The following is a 19,029-nucleotide window of genomic DNA, read 5'->3' as shown; positions in this document are numbered from 1 at the left end:
CGTCGAGTCTTACTTACCCGGCACGCGCACGATCAGGGCGTCGCCCTGGCCGCCGCCTCCGCACAGGGCGGCCGCGCCGACCCCGCCACCGCGCCGCTTCAGCTCAAGCGCCAGGTGGAGGACGACCCGCGCGCCGGACATGCCGATGGGGTGCCCCAGCGCGATCGCGCCACCGTTGACATTCACCTTTTCCGGGGTAACGCCCAGGTCCTTCATTGACTGGACGGCGACCGCGGCGAAGGCCTCGTTGATCTCGATGAGGTCGAGGTCGTCGACGCTCAGGCCCTCCTTCTTCAGGGCCTGCTGGATGGCGTTGGAGGGCTGGGACTGGAGGGAATTGTCCGGGCCCGCGACATTGCCGTGGGCGCCGATCTCGGCGATCCAGTCCAGGCCGAGCTCCTCGGCCTTGGCCTTGCTCATGACCACGACGGCCGCGGCGCCGTCCGAGATCTGCGAGGACGTGCCGGCGGTGATCGTGCCGTCCTTGGCGAACGCCGGACGCAGCTTGCCGAGGGACTCGACGGTGGTCTCGGCGCGGATGCCCTCGTCCTTGGCGAAGACGACGGGCTCGCCCTTGCGCTGCGGGATCTCGACCGGGGTGATCTCGGCCTCGAAGATGCCGTTCTTCTGCGCGGCGGCCGCGCGCTGGTGCGACAGCGCGCCGATCTCGTCCTGGTCCGCGCGGGCGATGCCGAGGCGGGTGTTGTGCTTCTCCGTGGACTCGCCCATGGCGATCGTCTCGAAGGGGTCGGTCAGACCGTCGTACGCCATCGCGTCGAGCATCTCGATCGCGCCGTACTTGAAGCCGTCCCGGGACTTGGGCAGCAGGTGGGGGGCGTTGGTCATCGACTCCTGGCCGCCGGCGACCACGATGTCGAACTCACCCGCGCGGATCAGCTGGTCCGCCAGGGCGATCGCGTCCAGACCGGACAGACAGACCTTGTTGATCGTCAGCGCGGGGACGTTCATGGGGATGCCCGCCTTGACGGCGGCCTGGCGGGCGGGGATCTGGCCGGCACCCGCCTGGAGCACCTGGCCCATGATCACGTACTGCACCTGATCGCCGCTGATGCCGGCCCGGTCGAGCGCGGCCTTGATGGCGAAACCGCCGAGGTCCGCGCCGGAGAAGGACTTGAGCGAGCCGAGCAGACGGCCCATGGGCGTCCGGGCGCCCGCGACGATCACTGAAGTGGTACCGGTCGTTCCAGACATGAGGCACGGCCCCTTGGATGAGGAGTGAACGAGGGTTTACCTCAATGTACTGAGCGGTACTGGCCTCGGTCATCGGCCAGTCAGTGTGATCGCGCGCACGTTGCGTAACCAGCCTCCGGAGCGCTGCACTAGAGGCATGCTGACGCGTATCGACCACATCGGGATCGCCTGTTTCGACCTTGACAAGACTGTCGAGTTCTACCGTGCGACCTACGGCTTCGAGGTGTTCCACACCGAGGTGAACGAAGAGCAGGGCGTCCGGGAGGCCATGCTCAAGATCAACGAGACCTCGGACGGCGGCGCCTCCTACCTCCAGCTCCTGGAGCCCACCCGCGAGGACTCCGCGGTCGGCAAGTGGCTGGCCAAGAACGGCGAGGGCGTCCACCACATCGCCTTCGGCACCGCGGACGTCGACGCCGACGCCCAGGCCATCGGTGAAAAGGGTGTGCGGGTTCTGTACGAGGAGCCGCGCATCGGGTCCATGGGGTCCCGGATCACCTTCCTGCACCCCAAGGACTGCCACGGCGTGCTGACCGAGCTGGTCACCTCGGCACAGCCGTCCGCTGACTCCTCCTCAGCCGAGCACTGACCTCCCGATTCCTGGCCCGGTAGAGTGGCGGCTCCGGGCCGGGGCCGGATCGGGGCCGTGCCGCGGTGTCGTGATTGATCTGACACCATTCCCCGGGGGGCCGTTCGCCGGCGAACGGTGCTCGTTTGGAGAGAGTTGCGACCAGGGGACGGATGGGACCGCGCAGTGCGGGGCTACGAACGCCAGGAGAGCCACCGGGCTGAAGACGACCATCTCTCGCGGTTCGAGGCCGAGATGGACCGGCTGAAGACCGAGCGGGAGAAGGCCGTCCAGCACGCCGAGGACCTCGGTTACCAGGTCGAGGTATTGCGCGCCAAGCTCCACGAGGCGCGCCGTACGATCGCGTCCCGGCCCGCCTACGACAGCGCGGACATCGGCTACCAGGCCGAGCAGCTGCTCCGTAACGCCCAGATCCAGGCCGACCAGCTGCGCTCGGACGCCGAGCGGGAGCTGCGCGAGGCCCGCGCCCAGACCCAGCGGATCCTCCAGGAGCACGCCGAGCACCAGGCGCGCCTCCAGGCCGAGCTGCACACCGAGGCGGTGCAGCGCCGCCAGCGCCTGGACCAGGAGCTCGCCGAGCGCCGCCAGACCGTCGAGGCCCACGTCAACGAGAACGTGGCCTGGGCCGAGCAGCTGCGCGCCCGTACGGAGTCCCAGGCCCGCCGCCTGATGGAGGAGTCCCGCGCCGAGGCCGAGCAGTCCCTGGCCGCCGCCCGCGCCGAGGCCACCCGCCTCGCCGAGGAGGCCCGCCAGCGCCTGGGCGCCGAGGCGGAGTCCGCCCGCGCCGAGGCCGAGGCGATCCTGCTGCGCGCCCGCAAGGACGCCGAGCGGCTGCTGAACGCCGCCTCCACGCAGGCCCAGGAGGCCACCAGCCACGCCGAGCAGCTGCGCTCCACCACCACCGCCGAGTCCGACCAGGCCCGTCAGCAGGCCGCGGAGCTCAGCCGGGCCGCCGAGCAGCGGATGCACGAGGCCGAGGAGCGGCTGCGTGAGGCCCGTGCGGAGGCCGAGAAGACGCTGGCCGAGGCCAAGGAGGCGGCGGCCAGGCAGCTGGCGAGCGCCGAGTCGGTCAACGAGCAGCGCACCCGGACCGCCAAGGCGGAGATCGCCCGGCTCGTCGGCGAGGCCACCAAGGAGTCGGAGACCCTCAAGACCGAGGCCGAGCAGGCGCTCGCCGACGCCCGCGCCGAGGCGGAGAAGCTGGTCGCGGAAGCGGCCGAGAAGGCGCGTACGGCCGCGGCCGAGGACTCGGCGGCCCAGCTCGCCAAGGCGGCCCGGACCGCCGAGGAGGTCCTGACCAAGGCGTCCGACGACGCCCGCGAGACCACCCGCAAGGCCTCCGAGGAGGCCGACCGGATCCGCCGCGAGGCCGAGGCGGAGGCCGAGCGGCTGCGCTCGCAGGCCGAGGAGCAGGCCGACCAGCTCAAGGGCGCTGCAAAGGACGACACCAAGGAGTACCGCGCCAAGACGGTCGAGCTCCAGGAGGAGGCGCGCCGACTGCGCGGCGAGGCCGAACAGCTGCGGGCCGAGGCGATCGCCGAGGGCGAGCGGATTCGCGGCGAGGCCCGCCGGGAGGCCGTCCAGCAGATCGAGGAGGCGGCCAAGACCGCCGAGGAGCTGCTGACCAAGGCGAAGGCCGACGCGGACGAGCTGCGCTCCGGCGCCACTGCGGACAGCGAGCGGGTCCGCACGGAGGCCGCCGAGCGCGCCGCCACGCTCCGTAACCAGGCCGAGGAGGCCCTGGAGCGGGCCCGCGCGGAGGCCGAGCAGCTGCGCACGGAGGCCGAGGAGCAGGCCGAGTCCGTGCGGACCGCCGCCGAGCGGGCGGCGGCCGAGCTGCGCGCCGACGCCGAGCGGGCCGCCGAGGCCCGCGCCGCGGAGGCCGCCGACGAGCTGGCCCGGCTGCACACCGAGGCCGAGTCCCGGCTGACCACCGCCGGGCAGGAGCTGACCGACGCCCGCGCCGAGGCCGAGCGGATGCGCCGGGAGACCGCGGAGGAGACCGAGCGGCTGCGCGCCGAGGCCGCCGAGCGGATCCGTACGCTCCAGTCCCAGGCCGAGCAGGAGGCCGAGCGGCTGCGCACGGAGGCGGCGGCGGACGCGTCGACCGCCCGCGCCGAGGGCGAGAACATCGCCGTACGGCTGCGGTCCGAGGCCGCCGCCGAGGCGGAGCGGCTCAAGTCGGAGGCGCAGGACACCGCCGACCGCGTGCGCGCCGAGGCGGCCGCCGCGGCCGAGCGGGTCGCCGCCGAGGCCGCCGAGGCGCTGTCGGCCGCCCAGGAGGAGGCCAACCGGCGTCGCCGCGAGGCCGAGGAGACCCTCTCGTCGGCCCGCGCGGAGGCCGACGGCGAGCGCGCGCAGGCTCGTCAGCAGAGCGAGGAGCTGCTCGCCTCCGCCCGCAAGCGGGTCGAGGAGGCGCAGGCCGAGGCGCAGCGTCTGGTCGAGGAGGCGGACCGGCGCGCCACGGAGATGGTGTCGGCGGCCGAGCAGACCGCCCAGCAGGTACGGGACTCCGTCGCCGGGCTGCAGGAGCAGGCCGAGGAGGAGATCGCCGGGCTGCGCTCCGCCGCCGAACACGCGGCGGAGCGGACGAGGACCGAGGCGCAGGAAGAGGCCGACCGGGTCCGCTCCGACGCCTACGAGGAGCGGGAGCGGGCCACCGAGGACGCCAACCGCACCCGCACCCGCGCCCAGGAGGAGGCGGACGCGGCCAAGGCGCTCGCCGAGCGGACCGTCACGGACGCGATCGCCGAGGCCGAGAAGCTGCGCACGGACACCGCCGAGTACGCGCAGCGGGTACGGACCGAGGCGACGGATTCGCTGGCCCAGGCCGAGCAGGACGCGGCGCGCACCCGGGCGGACGCCCGTGAGGACGCCAACCGGATCCGTTCCGAGGCGGCCGCGCAGGCGGACCGGCTGGTCGGCGAGGCGACGAACGAGGCCGAGCGGATCACCACCGAGGCCGCCGAGCTGCTCGCCGCGGCGGAGCAGGACGCGGCCCAGGCCCGTACGGACTCCGAGCGGGTCAGGGCGGAGGGCGAGGCGCACGCGGAGCGGCTGCGTGCCGAGGCCCGTACGGACGGTGAGCAGGTCCTCGACGAGGCCCGCAAGGCCGCCGACAAGCGGCGCGCGGACGCCGCCGAGCAGGCCGACCAGCTGATCGGCGAGGCGAGCCGCGAGGCCGAGCGGGTGACCGCCGAGGCGTCCGGCGAGGCCGAGCGGCTGCGCGCGGAGGCGGCGGAGACCGTCGGTTCGGCGCAGCAGGCCGCCGAGCGGATCCGGGCGGAGGCCGAGCGTGGCAGGGCCGAGGCCGAGGCCGCCGCCGAGCAGATGCGCACCGAGGCGCGCGAGGAGGCGGACCGTACGCTCGACGAGGCGCGCGAGGCCGCGGCCAAGCGGCGCGCGGACGCCGCCGAGCAGGCCGACCAGCTGATGGCGAAGGCCCAGGAGGAGGCGCTGCGCGCCACCACCGAGGCGGAGTCGCAGGCCGACACGATGGTCGGCGCGGCCCGCAAGGAGGCCGAGCGGATCGTCTCCGAGGCGACCGTCGAGGGCAACACGCTGGTGGAGAAGGCCCGTACGGACGCCGACGAGCTGCTCGTCGGCGCGCGCCGGGACGCCACCGCGATAAGGGAGCGTACGGAGGAGCTGCGTACGCGCACCGAGAGCGAGATCGAGGAGCTGCACGAGCGGGCCCGCCGTGAGAGCGCCGAGCAGATGAAGACGGCCGGGGAGCGGGTCGACAAGCTGGTGGCCGCCGCGACCCAGCAGCAGCAGGAGGCCGAGGAGAAGGTCAAGACGCTGGTGGCCGAGGCGAATTCGGAGGCGGGCAAGGTCCGGATCGCGGCGGTCAAGAAGGCGGAGGCGCTGCTCAAGGAGGCCGAGCAGAAGAAGGCGACGCTGGTGCGCGAGGCGGAGAAGATCAAGGCGGACGCCGAGGCCGAGGCCGACGCGATGATCGCGGAGGGCAAGCGGGAACTGGAGGTCCTGGTGCGCCGGCGCGAGGACATCAATGCGGAGATCTCCCGTGTCCAGGATGTCCTTGAGGCGTTGGAATCATTCGAGGCACCGTCAGCCGGCGGGAAGGACGGAGGCAAGACGGCTGTCTCGGCGGGGGTTACACGTTCGAGTGGCAAGTCGTCCGACGGCTAGCCACTCAAAAGGCTGGACATTCTCCAGATCAAACGGGCATCCGCTCGATGACACGCCGCTTCGACCCCTAGGATTCCCCCTAACACCTCACCGGTCTCATTCGACAGGAACCCCATGAGCGACACTTCCTCCCCCTTCGGCTTCGAGCTCGTGCGGCGTGGTTACGACCGCGGTCAGGTGGACGACCGCATTACTAAGCTCGTCGCCGACCGAGACAGTGCTCTGGCCCGAATCACTTCTCTGGAAAAGCGCATCGAGGAGCTCCACCTCGAAACGCAGAACGCTCAGGCCCAGGTCAGCGACGCGGAACCGTCGTACGCCGGTCTTGGCGCGCGTGTCGAGAAGATCCTCCGTCTCGCCGAGGAGGAGGCGAAGGACCTGCGCGAGGAGGCCCGTCGCGCCGCCGAGCAGCACCGCGAGCTGGCCGAGTCGGCCGCCCAGCAGGTGCGCAACGACGCCGAGTCGTTCGCGGCGGAGCGCAAGGCGAAGGCCGAGGACGAGGGCGTTCGGATCGTCGAGAAGGCCCAGGGCGAGGCGAACTCGCTGCGCGCCGAGGCGCAGAAGGACGCGCAGTCGAAGCGTGAGGAGGCGGACGCCCTCTTCGAGGAGACCCGCGCCAAGGCCGCGCAGGCGGCGGCCGACTTCGAGACCAACCTGGCCAAGCGCCGCGAGCAGTCCGAGCGGGACCTGGCCTCGCGTCAGGCGAAGGCCGAGAAGCGTCTCGCCGAGATCGAGCACCGCGCCGAGCAGCTGCGCCTGGAGGCCGAGAAGCTGCGTACGGACGCGGAGCGCCGGGCCCGCCAGACGGTGGAGACCGCGCAGCGCCAGGCCGAGGACATCGTGGCCGACGCGAACGCCAAGGCGGACCGGATCCGCAGCGAATCGGAGCGCGAGCTGGCGGCGCTCACCAACCGCCGCGACTCGATCAACGCGCAGCTGACCAACGTCCGCGAGATGCTGGCGACGCTGACCGGCGCGGCGGTGGCCGCGGCCGGTTCCCCGATCGACGACGAGCCGGCGACCCGCGGCGTCCCGGCTCAGCAGTCGCGGTAACGACGAGCAGAGCCTCGTAACGTACGCCGAACGTCTCGTTCCACAGATCCCCCTGTCACTCCGGTGGCGGGGGGATTCGTGCGCCCGTAGCGTGGCGACATGATCGAGCTTGAGGGTCTCACCAAGCGGTTCGGCACGAAGGTGGCGGTCGACCATCTCTCCTTCCAGGTCCGGCCGGGTGTGGTGACGGGGTTCCTGGGGCCCAACGGGGCCGGGAAGTCGACGACGATGCGGATGATGCTCGATCTGGACAATCCGACCAGCGGGAGGGTCCGGATCGACGGGAAGCACTACCGCGATCTTGAGGAGCCGCTGAAGTACATCGGGGCGTTGCTGGAGGCCAAGGCGATGCACGGCGGTCGCTCGGCGTACAACAACCTGCTCTGTCTGGCGCAGTCCAACCGCATTCCGGAGCGCCGGGTCGCCGAGGTGCTCGACACGGTGGGGCTGACCTCGGTGGCCCGGAAGAAGTCCAAAGGATTTTCGCTCGGCATGGCCCAGCGCCTGGGAATCGCCTCTGCCTTGCTGGGCGATCCGGAGATTCTTATGTTCGACGAACCCGTCAATGGTCTGGACCCCGAGGGAATTCACTGGATCCGCAATCTGATGAAGGCGTTGGCGGCTGAAGGCCGGACGATCTTCGTTTCCAGCCATCTGATGAGTGAAATGGCCCTGACGGCAGATCACTTGATCGTCATCGGGCAGGGGCGACTGCTCGCCGATACATCGATGGCCGATTTCATTCAGCGGAACTCACGGAGTTTTGTGCGGCTTCGCTCCCCTCAGCAGGAGCGGCTGCGCGATCTGCTGCACGAACACGGCTACCAGGCGGTCGAGTCGGGCAACGGCACTCTGGAGATCGACGGGGCGACCACGGAGTCGCTCGGTGAGCTCGCCGCCCGCCACCAGCTGGTCCTGCACGAGCTGAGCGCCCAGCGCGCCTCGCTGGAGGAGGCGTTCATGCAGATGACGGCGGGCGCGGTCGAGTACCACGCGCACGGCACGGACGTACATCCCGGTACGGACAGCGGGCCCCGCTGGGGCGACCAGGCGCCCCGGTGGGGCACGACCTCCCAGGGGAAGTGAGCATGGCATCGGTACCCGCGGTCCTCCAGTCCGAGTGGACCAAGATCCGTACGGTCTCGTCGACCAGCTGGACGCTGGCCAGCGCACTGCTGGTGACGGTCGCCATGAGCGCGGCGCTCTGCGCGCTGATGAAGGCCACCTTCGACGAGCTCTCCCCCGCCGAGCGGGCCACCTTCGACCCGACCTTCATCAGCTTCTCCGGGATGATCCTGGGGCAGCTCGCGATGGTGGTCTTCGGCGTGCTGGTGGTGGGCACCGAGTACAGCTCGGGCATGATCCGCACCTCCCTGGCCGCCGTCCCGCAGCGGGCCACCTTCCTCTTCAGCAAGATCGCGGTGGCTGCGGCGCTGGCCCTGGTGGTGGGTCTCGCGACCAGCTTCCTGTCGTTCTTCCTGGGGCAGGCGCTGCTCGGCGAGCACCGGACGACCCTGGGCGCGGACAACGTCCTGCGCGCGGTGATCGGCGGCGGGCTCTACATGGGTCTGATCGCGCTGTTCTCGATGGGTGTGGCGGCGATGCTGCGCTCGTCGATGCTGTCGCTGGGCATCCTGGTGCCGTTCTTCTTCCTGATCTCGCAGATCCTCTCGGCCGTGCCGAAGGCCAAGGAGGTGGCGAAGTACTTCCCCGACCAGGCCGGCGCCAAGATCATGCAGGTGGTCCCGGAGGCCCTGAACACCGAGAAGGCGCCGTACGGGCCCTGGGGCGGGCTGGGGATCATGCTGATCTGGGTGGCCGCGGCCCTGGTCGGCGGCTATCTGGTGATCAAGAAGCGGGACGCCTGACGGCCATAACCCCCTGGCCACCGGCCCTGACCGTCCGGCCGCGGGCCGCCCGGCGCCGCCGGTCTTCGTCCGGCTTCGGCGGAACCGTCAACGGCTCGATATCCTCCTAAGTCTTACGGGGGGCTTCCGGCCGCGGCCGCTGCCCCGACGACACCTGACCTGTCGATGGGGCTGGAGAATGATCGAGGCAGTCGGCCTGACGAAGCGCTACGGCGCCAAGACGGCCGTGTACAACCTTTCCTTCCAGGTGCGGCCCGGCGCCGTCACCGGCTTCCTGGGGCCCAACGGCTCCGGGAAGTCGACAACCATGCGCATGATCCTCGGCCTCGACCAGCCGACTTCCGGCCATGTCACCATCGGCGGCCACCCGTTCCGGCAGCTGCCGAACGCGCCCCGGCAGGTCGGCGCCCTGCTCGACGCCAAGGCGGTGCACGGCGGGCGCAGCGCGCGCAACCACCTGCTGTCCCTGGCGCAGCTGGCCGGCATCCCGGCCCGCCGGGTCGACGAGGTGCTCGGTGTCGTCGGCCTCCAGGACGTGGCCAAGCGGCGCTCCAAGGGCTTCTCGCTCGGCATGGGGCAGCGCCTCGGCATCGCGGCCGCGCTCCTCGGCGACCCGCAGGTGCTCCTCTTCGACGAGCCCGTCAACGGTCTCGACCCCGAGGGCATCCTCTGGGTGCGCAACCTGATGAAGAAGCTCGCCTCGGAGGGCCGCACGGTCTTCGTGTCGAGCCATCTGATGAGCGAGATGGCGCTCACCGCCGACCACCTGATCGTGATCGGCCGCGGCCAGCTGCTCGCCGACATGAGCGTCAAGGACTTCATCTCGGCCAACTCCGCGGACTTCGCCCGGGTGCGGACCCCGCAGACCGCGCCCGAGCAGCGCGAGAAACTGACGGGCGTGCTCACCGAGGCGGGCGGGCAGGTGCTGTCCGAGCCGGACGGCGCGATGCGGGTGACCGGGCTCGCGCTGCCCCGGATCAGCGATCTCGCCCATGACGCCGACGTACGGCTGTGGGAGCTCTCCCCGCACCAGGCCTCCCTGGAGGAGGCGTACATGCGGATGACGCAGGCCGCCGTGGACTACCGCTCCACCGAGGACCAGCTCGCCGGCCTCCAGCAGCCGGTGCCCCCGGGGTACGCGCCGCCGCAGCCGGTGATCCCCGAGGTGCCGCAGCAGGGCTGGTACGCCCCGCCGCCGCCAGGACAGAACCCGTACGCGGGCGCGCCCGCGGCGGCGCCCGTAGCGCCGCAGGCGGCCCCGGCCGTGCCGCCCGCCGCCGCTCCGGCACCGGCACCGGCCGCCGCCCCCGACCTGACCAAGCGCGAGAACGACGAGGACGCCCGATGACGACCCCGTACCAGCAGCCGGGCGCGCCGTTCGGCACGTACACCTCCCCCATCCCGGTGCGCCGGGCCCACCTCGGTGACGCCCTGGCCTCCGAGTGGACCAAGATCCGTTCCGTACGGGCCACGGTGTGGACGCTCGGCGTCATGGTCCTGCTGATGCTCGGCGTCGGTCTGGGCGTCGCGGCGATCGTGTCGAACGCCAACGTCGACACCGAGGGCGAGCCGGCGCTCGGCATGGGCTTCTTCGGCGTGCTGCTCGGTTCGATCTGTGTGATGACCCTGGGCGTGCTGACCATCGCGTCCGAGTACGGCACCGGCATGATCCGCACCACGCTGACCGCCTGCCCGAGCCGCGGCCGGGTGCTGGCCGCCAAGGCGATCGTCTTCTTCCTGCTGGTGTTCACGCTCACCACGGCGATCGCGGCGTTCGTCGCGGTCGTCCAGACCGGGATGGTGGAGGCGCCGGACGCGACCGGGGCGCAGTGGCTGCGTGCGACCGTCGGCATCGGGCTGTTCGTCGCGCTGCTGGGGCTGCTGGCGCTCGCGGTCGGCTCGCTGATCCGGCACTCCGCCGGCGCGATCACGATCATGATCGGCCTGATGCTGTTCCCGCTGGTGGCCGCGATGTTCATGATGTCGGAGTCGCTGCAGGACCTGCAGCAGGCGCTGCTGGAGTACTCGATCCCCAGCCAGCTCATCGCGATCTACAGCGAGTCGGGGGTCTCCGAGTCCGCCCCGGCCGGCTGGGAGCCGGTGTGGATCATGCTCGGTGTCACGGCCGTCGCGCTGGGCGCCGCCTTCGCCGTCCTCAACACCCGGGACGTCTGACCGGACCCCCAGGTGGGCCGCTCGTCCGGGCGGCTAGTACTTCGGCGCGTTACGGGACCGCTGCACCCGCGAGGTGCGGCGGTCCTTCGCGTTCCAGCACGCCTTGTGCCAGTGCCGGCGGTCGTCGACGCCGCCGTACTCCGGCCAGGCCACCACGTGCGGCGTGCCGGAGGGGATCTCCTGGTCGCAGCCGGGGCAGCGGTAGCGCTTGCCGGCCGCGCTCGCGCCGGCCACATGCCGGACCGACCACTCCTCCCCCAGCCAGGACTCGGTGCGCTGGGCACCGCCGTACCGGTCGCCGGAGGCGCCCTCGTGCTCGGCGGGATTCTCGCCGCCACGGGGGCGGTTGCGACGCGGGGACACGGAACACCTCACGGGGCCGACTCGTAACGGACACGGGAAAGACGCCATCCAGCGTACGGGCCACAACGCTGGGTACACGCCCCCCACGGGTCCTATGGCACCCGCCAGGGGGGCTAGTTGCCGGAAAATCGCAAGAACTTCCCGGGCGGCCGTTGCCTTTGGCACGTGTCAGGCGTTGATGCCGGTAACAGGGGGAGAGCCGCGTCGGCCGAGCAAGGAGGCAGAAGGCGATGCGCGTGGGTACGTTTGTTCTGGCCGCCCAGTTCCCGGGCCAGGGACAGGGGGAGGCACTGCACCGCGCGGTGCGGACCGCCGAGGTGGCCGAAGAGGCGGGACTCGACTCCGTCTGGCTGGCCGAGCACCACTTCGTGCCGTACGGGGTCTGCCCGTCGGCGGTGACCCTGGCCGCGCTGCTCCTCGGCAGGACCCGCCGGATCCGGGTGGGTACGGCGGTGACCGTGCTGCCCACGAACCACCCGGTCGCGGTCGGCGAACAGGCCGCGCTGCTGCATCTGACCTCGGGCGGCCGGTTCACGCTCGGCGTGGGCCGGGGTGGCCCCTGGGTCGATCTGGAGGTCTTCGGCGCGGGCCTCGACGCGTACGATCGCGGCTTTCCCGAGGCGCTCGGTCTGCTGCTGCGCTGGCTGCGTGAACCCCGTGTGGGAGCGGAGGGGGAACGATTCGCTTTCCGGGAAGTGGCGGTCGTGCCCCGGCCGGACGAGCTGATCACCGACGGGGGCGTCGGCGGTCCGGGTGACGGGCCGGAGGTGATCGTGGCCTGCACTTCGCCGCGGAGCGTCCGGCTGGCCGCCGAGCGCGGGCTGCCGATGCTGCTCGGGATGCACTGCGGCGACGAGGAGAAGGCGGAGATGGTGGCGTCGTGGCGTACCCAGGCGCTCGCGGCGGGTCACGCGCCGGACGCCGTCGCGCGCGCCGCCCGGCTGCATGTGTCCGCCGGTGTCGTCCAGCTCGCCGACCGCTCGGCCGACGCGGCGGAGGTGCTGCTCAAGGCGATGCCCGGCTGGCTGAAACAGGGACTGGACGCCCATGTGACGGTCGACGGCCGGCACCGCGCGATGCGCGACCCGGTCGCCTACACCGAACTCCTCTGTTCCCTGCATCCGGTGGGCACACCGCGGCTGGCGGCCGACCGGCTCGCCGCCACCTCGGAGCGGACCGGCATCACCCGCTTCGCGCTGCTCGCCGAAGGCTCGGGCGAACTCGGCGCCACCGAGGAGAACGTACGGCGGCTGGGCGAAGAGGTGCTTCCGCGGCTCGGCTGAGGCACCGTGGAGCGGTACCGAACTGCTGCCGCCCCGGCGTCTCTTGCACCTCCCGCGACGCGGAGCGGCAGCCCAAGACATCAGCAGTCGCGCAGTTCCGGCGACTGGTTCAGCAGCTGGCCGCGGATCGAGGTGAAGCGGGCCAGCCGCTCGTCCACCGAGGCGTCCAGCGGGAAGACCGCCACGCGGTGGCAGTTCTGGAAGGCCAGACGCACACCGAAGTGCCGCTGGAGCGCACCGCGAATCGCGTCACTCGCCAGCGCGCGCAGCAGCTGACCACGAGCCTGCTCGTCCGGCGGCGGCGTCTGGTTGTCGGCGAACTCGCCACCGTCCACCTTCAGCTGAGCCACCAGAGAACTGATCATCTCCCATGCGTAGGGCAGGGAGGTCCGGACGCAGTCGACGAAGTCGGCTTCGTCGACCTCGCCTCGCTCGGCCTGTTCCAACAGAGCCGGTGAGACGTCGAGCGACATGGGTTCTCCTCTCGCGACCCCGCGGAAGGCGAGGTCTTACGGGCAGGGAAGGAGGAGCCCCCGTACGCACGCAGAGTGCACGAGCGACAACCTCCCGCTTCCACGGTAAGCGTGCTGTCCGGACCGCACCAGGAGATTGGGACCACAACCGGCCAATAACGAACGGGGCTTTAGGGCCGAATCGCGCGGAAGCGTATGCGTCGAGTAGCGTTGCGCCCCATGCGTCTCGTCATCGCCCGCTGCTCCGTGGACTACGCGGGCCGGCTCACCGCCCACCTGCCCTCCGCCCCCCGTCTGATCCTGGTCAAGGCCGACGGCAGTGTCTCCATCCACGCCGACGACCGGGCGTACAAGCCCCTCAACTGGATGTCGCCGCCCTGCACGCTCAAGGAAGGCGTCGACGGCGAGGCGGGCGTGTGGACCGTGGTGAACAAAGCGGGCGAGAAACTGATCATCACGATGGAGGAGATCCTCCACGACTCCTCGCACGAGCTGGGTGTCGACCCGGGCCTTATCAAGGACGGCGTGGAAGCGCACCTTCAGGAGCTTCTCGCCGACAGGATCGAGACACTGGGCGATGGATACACGCTGATCCGCCGCGAGTACCCGACCGCCATCGGCCCGGTCGACATTCTCTGCCGGGACGCCGACGGCGCGACGGTGGCGGTGGAGATCAAGCGGCGCGGCGAGATCGACGGTGTGGAGCAGCTCACCCGCTACCTGGAGCTACTCAACCGCGACCCGCATCTGGCGCCGGTCAAGGGCATCTTCGCGGCGCAGGAGATCAAGCCGCAGGCGCGGGTGCTGGCGACGGACCGCGGCATCGACTGCGCGGTGCTCGACTACGACGCGCTGCGCGGCATCGAGGACGACAAGCTGCGGCTCTTCTAGGGCCGACGTACGCGAACGGCGGCCCCGGGCGGATGATCATCCGCCCGGGGCCGCCGTCTGCGTACGGGGGTCAGGTGGCGCTGGGGGCGCCGGCGCCGTCCGTCGTGCCGGTCGTACCACCGGCGGCGCCGGTGGAGGTCGCCCCGCCCGAGGCGCCACCCGTCTGCTCGCCGCTCGCTCCCCCGTCGGTGGTGCTGCCGCCGGGAGTGCCGGCGGTCGACCCGTCGGAGCTGCCGCCCGAGCCGCTCGGGCTGCCGGCCGTGGTCGTCCCCGTGGTCGGGCTGCTCGTCGTCGATCCGCTGCCCGACGGAGACCCCGAGCCGCTCGGGCTACCGGAGGTGGAGGGGCTGCCGCTGGTCGAGCCGGTGCTCGACGGGGAGCCGGAGCCGCTCGGGCTGCCGGACGTGGTGGTGCCTCCGCCCGACGGGGAGCCCGAGGAGGAGCCGCCGGTGGACGGGCCGCCCGTTGTCGTACCGCCCGTCGCGCTGCCCGAGGAGGACGGCTTGTCGGGGGTACGGGAGGTGCCGCCGCCCGTCGTGGAGCCGTTGCCGCCCGGGGCCGCCGAGCCCGAGGGGTCCGGGGACTGGCCGCCGCCCGGCCGGCTCGGGTCGGGGGCCTCGTCCTGGCCGCCCGGCTCGGACGCGTCGAGGCCGCCGTCGCCGGGGTCCTCGGTGGCCGACTGGTCGGAGGTGACCCGGTCGGAGCCCGGGGCGTCGTCGCTGTCCGAGGTCGCCCCGAGGGTGACGACCGTGCCGAGGACGGCCACGAGCAGGGCGCCCGCGCCGGCCGCGACCAGGTTGCGCCGGGCGCCGCCCAGGAGGGCGCGCGGGGTGCTCAGCTTGGGCAGCCCGCCGACGGGCGTGTCCCGGCGGGTGATCAGGGTGACGGGCTCGTCGGGGAAGCCCGGCAGCGACCGGGCCGCGGGGATGCCGCGGGGCGGGGAGGCCGACTCCTCGGACCGCGCGGCGGGCACCGCGTCGCCCGAGGGCGTACGTCCGCCGGAGAGCGGGCCGCGCTCGCGGTCGGCGACCAGGGCGAGGGCCCGGCGGCCGGCGACGGTGCCGCGCTTGTCGGCGAGCGCGCCGCGCAGGGCTATGGAGGCTTCGAGTTCGGCGCGGGCCCGTTCGACGTTTCCGGCGCAGAGCGCGAGGACACCCAGCTCGTGGTGGAAGTACGCCTCTTCGGCGACCTCGCCGGCGATCCGGGCGGCCTCCTGGCCGGCGCGCAGGGCCCGCTCCCAGGCGCCCCAGTGCAGCCCGGCCGCGAGGGCGGGGGTGGCGCTGCGGGCGAGCAGGACGGCGGCGCTGGTGTGGCCGGCCTCCGAGCCGGGGACGAGCACGTTCATGGCGGCGAGCAGGGCGTCCGCCTCGGCGGCGGCCCGTTCGGGGGTGACCGAGGGGTGGCCGGCCCACCAGGCGTAGTGCTGGGCGACGGTGTGGGCGCGGCCCTCGGCGCCTTCGCCGTACCCCTTGGCCTCCAGCTGGGCGAGGACTCCGGCGGCGAGCCGGTAGCGGGGGCCGACGGGAGTGAGCAGTCCGCAGCCCGTGAGTTCGCCGAGGGCCGCGTCGGCGTGGGTGTCGCCGACGAGCGCGGGCAGATGGGCCTGGTGGGGCACCTCCCCGCCCAGGGCGACGGCGAAGCGAAGGGTCTCGCGGGCGGACTCGCCGAGCCGGGAGGCGAGCAGCGGGGCGGGGGCCGCGCCGTCGCCGAGGGTGGGCAGCGGTACCTCGGGCAGTTCCTCGGGCAGCGGGGTGTCGTCGTCAGCGTCCCGGTCGCCGGTGCCGAAGGCATCGAAGGAGCCCTGTCCGGCCCGTAGCGCGTCGCGCTGCCGCAGCAGGGCGCCCGCCTGGACGAAGCGCAGCGGCAGCCCCTCGGACTCGAACCAGAGGTCGCCCGCCCAGTTCGCCTCGTCGTCGGTGAGCGGCCGGTCGACGGCGTGCTCCAGGAGTTCCAGGGCGGAGCTGCGGCCGAGACCGGCGAGGAAGACCTCTTCGAGGTGCGAGTCGGGGCTGGGTGCGGCCACGTCGGGGGTGGCGGCCAGCAGATAGGCGCACTCGGGGGTGGCGGCGAGGAGTTCGTCGAGGGCGGCGCCGCCGAATTCGAGGTCGTCGACGACGACGACCGCGCCGATGTCGTGGACGGCGGCGAGCAGCCCGGCCCGGTCCGGCCGGTGGCGCGGGGCGTGCAGGACGGTGGTGTAGAGGTCGTGGAGAAGTTCGACGGGGGTGCGGTGGTGGCCGGAGAGGCGTACGACTCCGTCGGGGGCGATGTCGGCGCAGTCGGCGGCGACGGTGTCGAGGAGGACCGTACGGCCGGAGCCGGCGGGGCCGGTGAGGCGTACGGAACGGCCGCGGGCCAGGAGCCGTACGAGCCGTTCGCGTTCCTCCTGGCGTTCCAGGAGCGGCGGCTGGGCCGCGGCGGGGCCCGGGGGCAGCGGCGGGGCGACGGCCCGGGCGAGCTCGGCGCGTTCGTCGGCGGTGCGCTTGCGCGGCCGGTCCGGGGTCTCCCCCGGCGGGCAGGGCTCTATCTCGCTGCCGTCTATGGGGTTGATGGTGAGCAGCAGATCGCCGGTGACGATCTTGGCGGTGCGGGCGGGTCCGGTCGAGGCCGGGCCGCTGCCCTTGGTCGGTCCGCCCATGGGCAGGGCGGCCTCGCGGCGGCCGCCGTCGGCGGCCTCGTTGTCGTGACCGTGCTCTTCCGGTCCTCGGTTCATCGGGTCCATGGCCAAAGCCCCCCAAAAGCGTCCGCGTGCCGAAGCCCCTCCCGGCCGATCTGCACGCTCCGCTGTCGCTTCTGGTCCGGTGCCCGCCGTGTGGGTCCGTCAATCGGCGGGCGACCGAACCCTAGACGTTCGCAGAGTATTCGTGAACAGGCGGGGTGCCAGGCCGCCCAAGACGTCACCTTCTCGTGAGGATTGGGCGGGGCGGGCGATTTTCACAGCCGCTCCACACCCGGTGACCTCGCCGTAACCGCTGTTCAGACGCGTGGCAGCGACTCGGCCGCGAGTCCGCCCTCGATGGCGAGGATGCGGTGCAGCCGGGTCGCCACCAGCAGGCGCTGCATCTGGGGCGGGACACCGCGCAGCACCAGGCGGCGGCCGCAGCGGCCGGCCCGGCGGTGCGCGCCCATGATGACCCCGAGCCCGGTGGCGTCCCAGGAATCGAGGCCGGTCAGATCGAGCACCAGGTCGCCGACTCCGTCGTCGACGGCCGAGTGCAGGACCGTACGGGCGTCCGCCGCGCTGCGGACGTCGAGGCGGCCCCCGACGACCAGCTCGGCGTGGTCGCCCCTGATGTGCATATGCGCTCCCCGAGAGTGCTCCGTCTTTGCAACAACTGACTGCCAGACCGGCAGAAGCGTTGCGCCTTGTAAGCGAACCGAGACCGAATTCACCCGTCGGGGTGAAGGGGGTTTCAGTGCTTGTAGAAGCCCTGCCCGCTCTTGCGCCCGATGTCACCGGCGTCCACCATCCGGCGCATCAGCTCCGGCGGCGCGAACTTCTCGTCCTGGGACTCGGTGTAGATGTTGCTGGTGGCGTTGACGAGGATGTCGACGCCGGTCAGGTCGGCGGTGGCCAGCGGGCCCATGGCGTGACCGAAGCCCAGCTTGCAGGCGATGTCGATGTCCTCGGCGGTGGCCACGCCCGATTCGTACAGCTTCGCGGCCTCGACGACGAGGGCGGAGATGAGGCGGGTGGTGACGAAGCCGGCCACGTCGCGGTTGACGACGATGCAGGTCTTGCCGACGGACTCGGCGAACTCGCGGGCGGTGGCGAGGGTTTCGTCGCTGGTCTTGTAGCCGCGGACGAGCTCGCAGAGCTGCATCATCGGGACGGGCGAGAAGAAGTGGGTACCGACGACCCGCTCGGGGCGCTCGGTGACCGCCGCGATCTTGGTGATCGGGATGGCGGAGGTGTTGGAGGCGAGGACGGCGTCGTCGCGTACGAGCTTGTCGAGCGTCCGGAAGATCTCGTGCTTGACCTCGAGCTTCTCGAAGACGGCCTCCACGACGACGTCGACGTCGCCGACCGCGTCGAGGTCGGTCGTGGTGGTGATGCGGCCGAGGGCGGCCTCGGCGTCGGCGGCCTCGAGCTTGCCCTTGGCGACGAACTTGTCGTACGACGCCTTGATGCCGTCGGTGCCGCGGGTCAGGGCGGCGTCGGTGACGTCACGGAGCACGACCTCCCAGCCCGCCTGGGCCGAGACCTGCGCGATACCGGACCCCATGAGTCCGGCCCCGATGACGGCGAGCTTCCTGGCCACGTTCTACCCCTTAACGGCTGTTTACTTCTGGGCTCTTCGGCGGAGATTAGCGTCCGTGAGGGACCGTGTGAGCGGGAAGAGATGCGCGTCACGTCTCGAATGACGGACATCACACTGGTACGGCTCATTCCGCACGGGGCCCCCCGCGGGTCCGCGGCGCGGCCGGGGCGTAACTACGCTGGCCGTATGGTCAATCTGACGCGCATCTACACCCGTACCGGCGACCAGGGCACCACCGCCCTTGGCGACATGAGCCGGACCGCCAAGACCGATCTGCGGATCGCGGCGTACGCCGACGCCAACGAGGCCAACGCGGTCATCGGCACGGCGATCGCCCTCGGGCAGCTCGGCGAGGAGGTCGTGAAGGTCCTCGTCCGGGTCCAGAACGACCTGTTCGACGTGGGCGCGGATCTTTCGACGCCGGTGGTGGCGGACCCGAAGTACCCGCCGCTGCGGGTCGAGCAGCCGTACATCGACAAGCTGGAGGCGGACTGCGACCGGTTCCTGGAGGAGCTGGAGAAGCTGCGCTCCTTCATCCTGCCGGGCGGCACGCCCGGCGCGGCCCTGCTGCACCAGGCGTGCACGGTGGTCCGCCGCGCGGAGCGCTCGACGTGGGCGGCGCTGGAGGTGCACGGGGAGACGATGAACCCGCTGACGGCGACGTATCTCAACCGCCTCTCCGACCTCCTGTTCATCCTTGCGAGGACA

The 19,029-nt window shown here is 72.0% G+C and carries 16 protein-coding genes; 10 read left to right on the top strand and 6 right to left on the bottom strand.

Annotated elements, in window-relative coordinates; genetic code table 11:
• Positions 1 to 9: 9 nt before the first annotated feature.
• Positions 10 to 1,212, bottom strand: a complete 1,203-nt coding sequence (locus IEZ01_RS14345) for an acetyl-CoA C-acetyltransferase (protein ID WP_189201971.1) — start codon at positions 1,210 to 1,212, stop codon at positions 10 to 12.
• Between the two features lie 136 nt (positions 1,213 to 1,348).
• On the opposite strand from IEZ01_RS14345, the gene mce reads away from it, so the two are divergent.
• The 7 genes from mce to IEZ01_RS14310 all read left to right on the top strand — a co-directional run bounded on the left by mce (position 1,349) and on the right by IEZ01_RS14310 (position 11,049).
• Positions 1,349 to 1,801, top strand: coding sequence for a methylmalonyl-CoA epimerase (mce, locus tag IEZ01_RS14340; protein WP_019889534.1), 453 nt, complete (start codon positions 1,349 to 1,351; stop codon positions 1,799 to 1,801).
• A gap of 165 nt (positions 1,802 to 1,966) precedes the next feature.
• Entirely contained in the window at positions 1,967 to 5,953 is a 3,987-nt protein-coding gene (gene scy / locus IEZ01_RS14335; protein WP_189201968.1) for a polarized growth protein Scy, read from the top strand.
• Positions 5,954 to 6,067: 114 nt separating this feature from the next.
• Positions 6,068 to 7,006 carry a coiled-coil domain-containing protein gene (locus IEZ01_RS14330; protein WP_019889532.1) on the top strand — a complete coding sequence of 313 codons (939 nt, stop codon included), beginning with the start codon at positions 6,068 to 6,070 and terminating at the stop codon, positions 7,004 to 7,006.
• Positions 7,007 to 7,105: 99 nt separating this feature from the next.
• Positions 7,106 to 8,092: an ABC transporter ATP-binding protein gene (locus IEZ01_RS14325; protein WP_019889531.1), complete on the top strand. Its 987-nt coding sequence runs from the start codon at positions 7,106 to 7,108 to the stop codon at positions 8,090 to 8,092.
• Between the two features lie 2 nt (positions 8,093 to 8,094).
• Positions 8,095 to 8,874, top strand: coding sequence for an ABC transporter permease (locus IEZ01_RS14320; RefSeq protein WP_189201966.1), 780 nt, complete (start codon positions 8,095 to 8,097; stop codon positions 8,872 to 8,874).
• Between the two features lie 178 nt (positions 8,875 to 9,052).
• Positions 9,053 to 10,222, top strand: coding sequence for an ABC transporter ATP-binding protein (locus IEZ01_RS14315; RefSeq protein ID WP_019889529.1), 1,170 nt, complete (start codon positions 9,053 to 9,055; stop codon positions 10,220 to 10,222).
• Positions 10,219 to 11,049, top strand: a complete 831-nt coding sequence (locus tag IEZ01_RS14310) for an ABC transporter permease (RefSeq protein ID WP_189201964.1) — start codon at positions 10,219 to 10,221, stop codon at positions 11,047 to 11,049. Before IEZ01_RS14315 ends, IEZ01_RS14310 begins: the two co-directional genes overlap by 4 nt.
• Before the next feature lie 33 nt (positions 11,050 to 11,082).
• Here IEZ01_RS14310 and IEZ01_RS14305 read toward each other — a convergent pair whose 3' ends face one another.
• On the bottom strand, positions 11,083 to 11,412 hold the full coding sequence (locus IEZ01_RS14305; protein ID WP_019889527.1) for an Rv1322 family protein: 330 nt from the start codon (positions 11,410 to 11,412) through the stop codon (positions 11,083 to 11,085).
• A 230-nt stretch (positions 11,413 to 11,642) separates the two neighbouring features.
• Here IEZ01_RS14305 and IEZ01_RS14300 point away from each other — a divergent pair, with 230 nt between their 5' ends.
• A complete protein-coding gene (locus tag IEZ01_RS14300) occupies positions 11,643 to 12,695 on the top strand; it encodes an LLM class flavin-dependent oxidoreductase (protein ID WP_019889526.1) in 1,053 nt (350 codons plus the stop codon).
• Between the two features lie 80 nt (positions 12,696 to 12,775).
• Here IEZ01_RS14300 and IEZ01_RS14295 read toward each other — a convergent pair whose 3' ends face one another.
• Positions 12,776 to 13,168: an SCO5389 family protein gene (locus tag IEZ01_RS14295; RefSeq protein ID WP_019889525.1), complete on the bottom strand. Its 393-nt coding sequence runs from the start codon at positions 13,166 to 13,168 to the stop codon at positions 12,776 to 12,778.
• A gap of 219 nt (positions 13,169 to 13,387) precedes the next feature.
• On the opposite strand from IEZ01_RS14295, the gene nucS reads away from it, so the two are divergent.
• Positions 13,388 to 14,059 (top strand): endonuclease NucS, encoded by a 672-nt coding sequence (nucS, locus tag IEZ01_RS14290; protein ID WP_019889524.1) that lies wholly within the window; start codon positions 13,388 to 13,390, stop codon positions 14,057 to 14,059.
• Positions 14,060 to 14,129: 70 nt separating this feature from the next.
• On the opposite strand, the gene IEZ01_RS14285 is transcribed toward nucS, so the two are convergent.
• From IEZ01_RS14285 to IEZ01_RS14275, 3 genes are all read right to left on the bottom strand, one after another.
• Positions 14,130 to 16,781: an ATP-binding protein gene (locus IEZ01_RS14285; RefSeq protein WP_019889523.1), complete on the bottom strand. Its 2,652-nt coding sequence runs from the start codon at positions 16,779 to 16,781 to the stop codon at positions 14,130 to 14,132.
• Between the two features lie 254 nt (positions 16,782 to 17,035).
• Positions 17,036 to 17,359: an STAS domain-containing protein gene (locus IEZ01_RS14280; RefSeq protein WP_019889522.1), complete on the bottom strand. Its 324-nt coding sequence runs from the start codon at positions 17,357 to 17,359 to the stop codon at positions 17,036 to 17,038.
• 113 nt (positions 17,360 to 17,472) lie between these two features.
• Positions 17,473 to 18,321 carry a 3-hydroxyacyl-CoA dehydrogenase family protein gene (locus IEZ01_RS14275; RefSeq protein WP_019889520.1) on the bottom strand — a complete coding sequence of 283 codons (849 nt, stop codon included), beginning with the start codon at positions 18,319 to 18,321 and terminating at the stop codon, positions 17,473 to 17,475.
• A gap of 186 nt (positions 18,322 to 18,507) precedes the next feature.
• Between IEZ01_RS14275 and IEZ01_RS14270 the strand changes: the two genes are divergently transcribed.
• Positions 18,508 to 19,029: cob(I)yrinic acid a,c-diamide adenosyltransferase (locus IEZ01_RS14270; protein WP_189201962.1), on the top strand; the 522-nt coding region annotated here is incomplete at its 3' end.

The sequence above is a fragment of the Streptomyces purpureus genome (assembly GCF_014648195.1).
In the GTDB taxonomy this organism is placed as follows: Bacteria; Actinomycetota; Actinomycetes; order Streptomycetales; family Streptomycetaceae; genus Streptomyces; species Streptomyces purpureus.
This window is presented reverse-complemented; position numbering and strand designations above follow the sequence as displayed.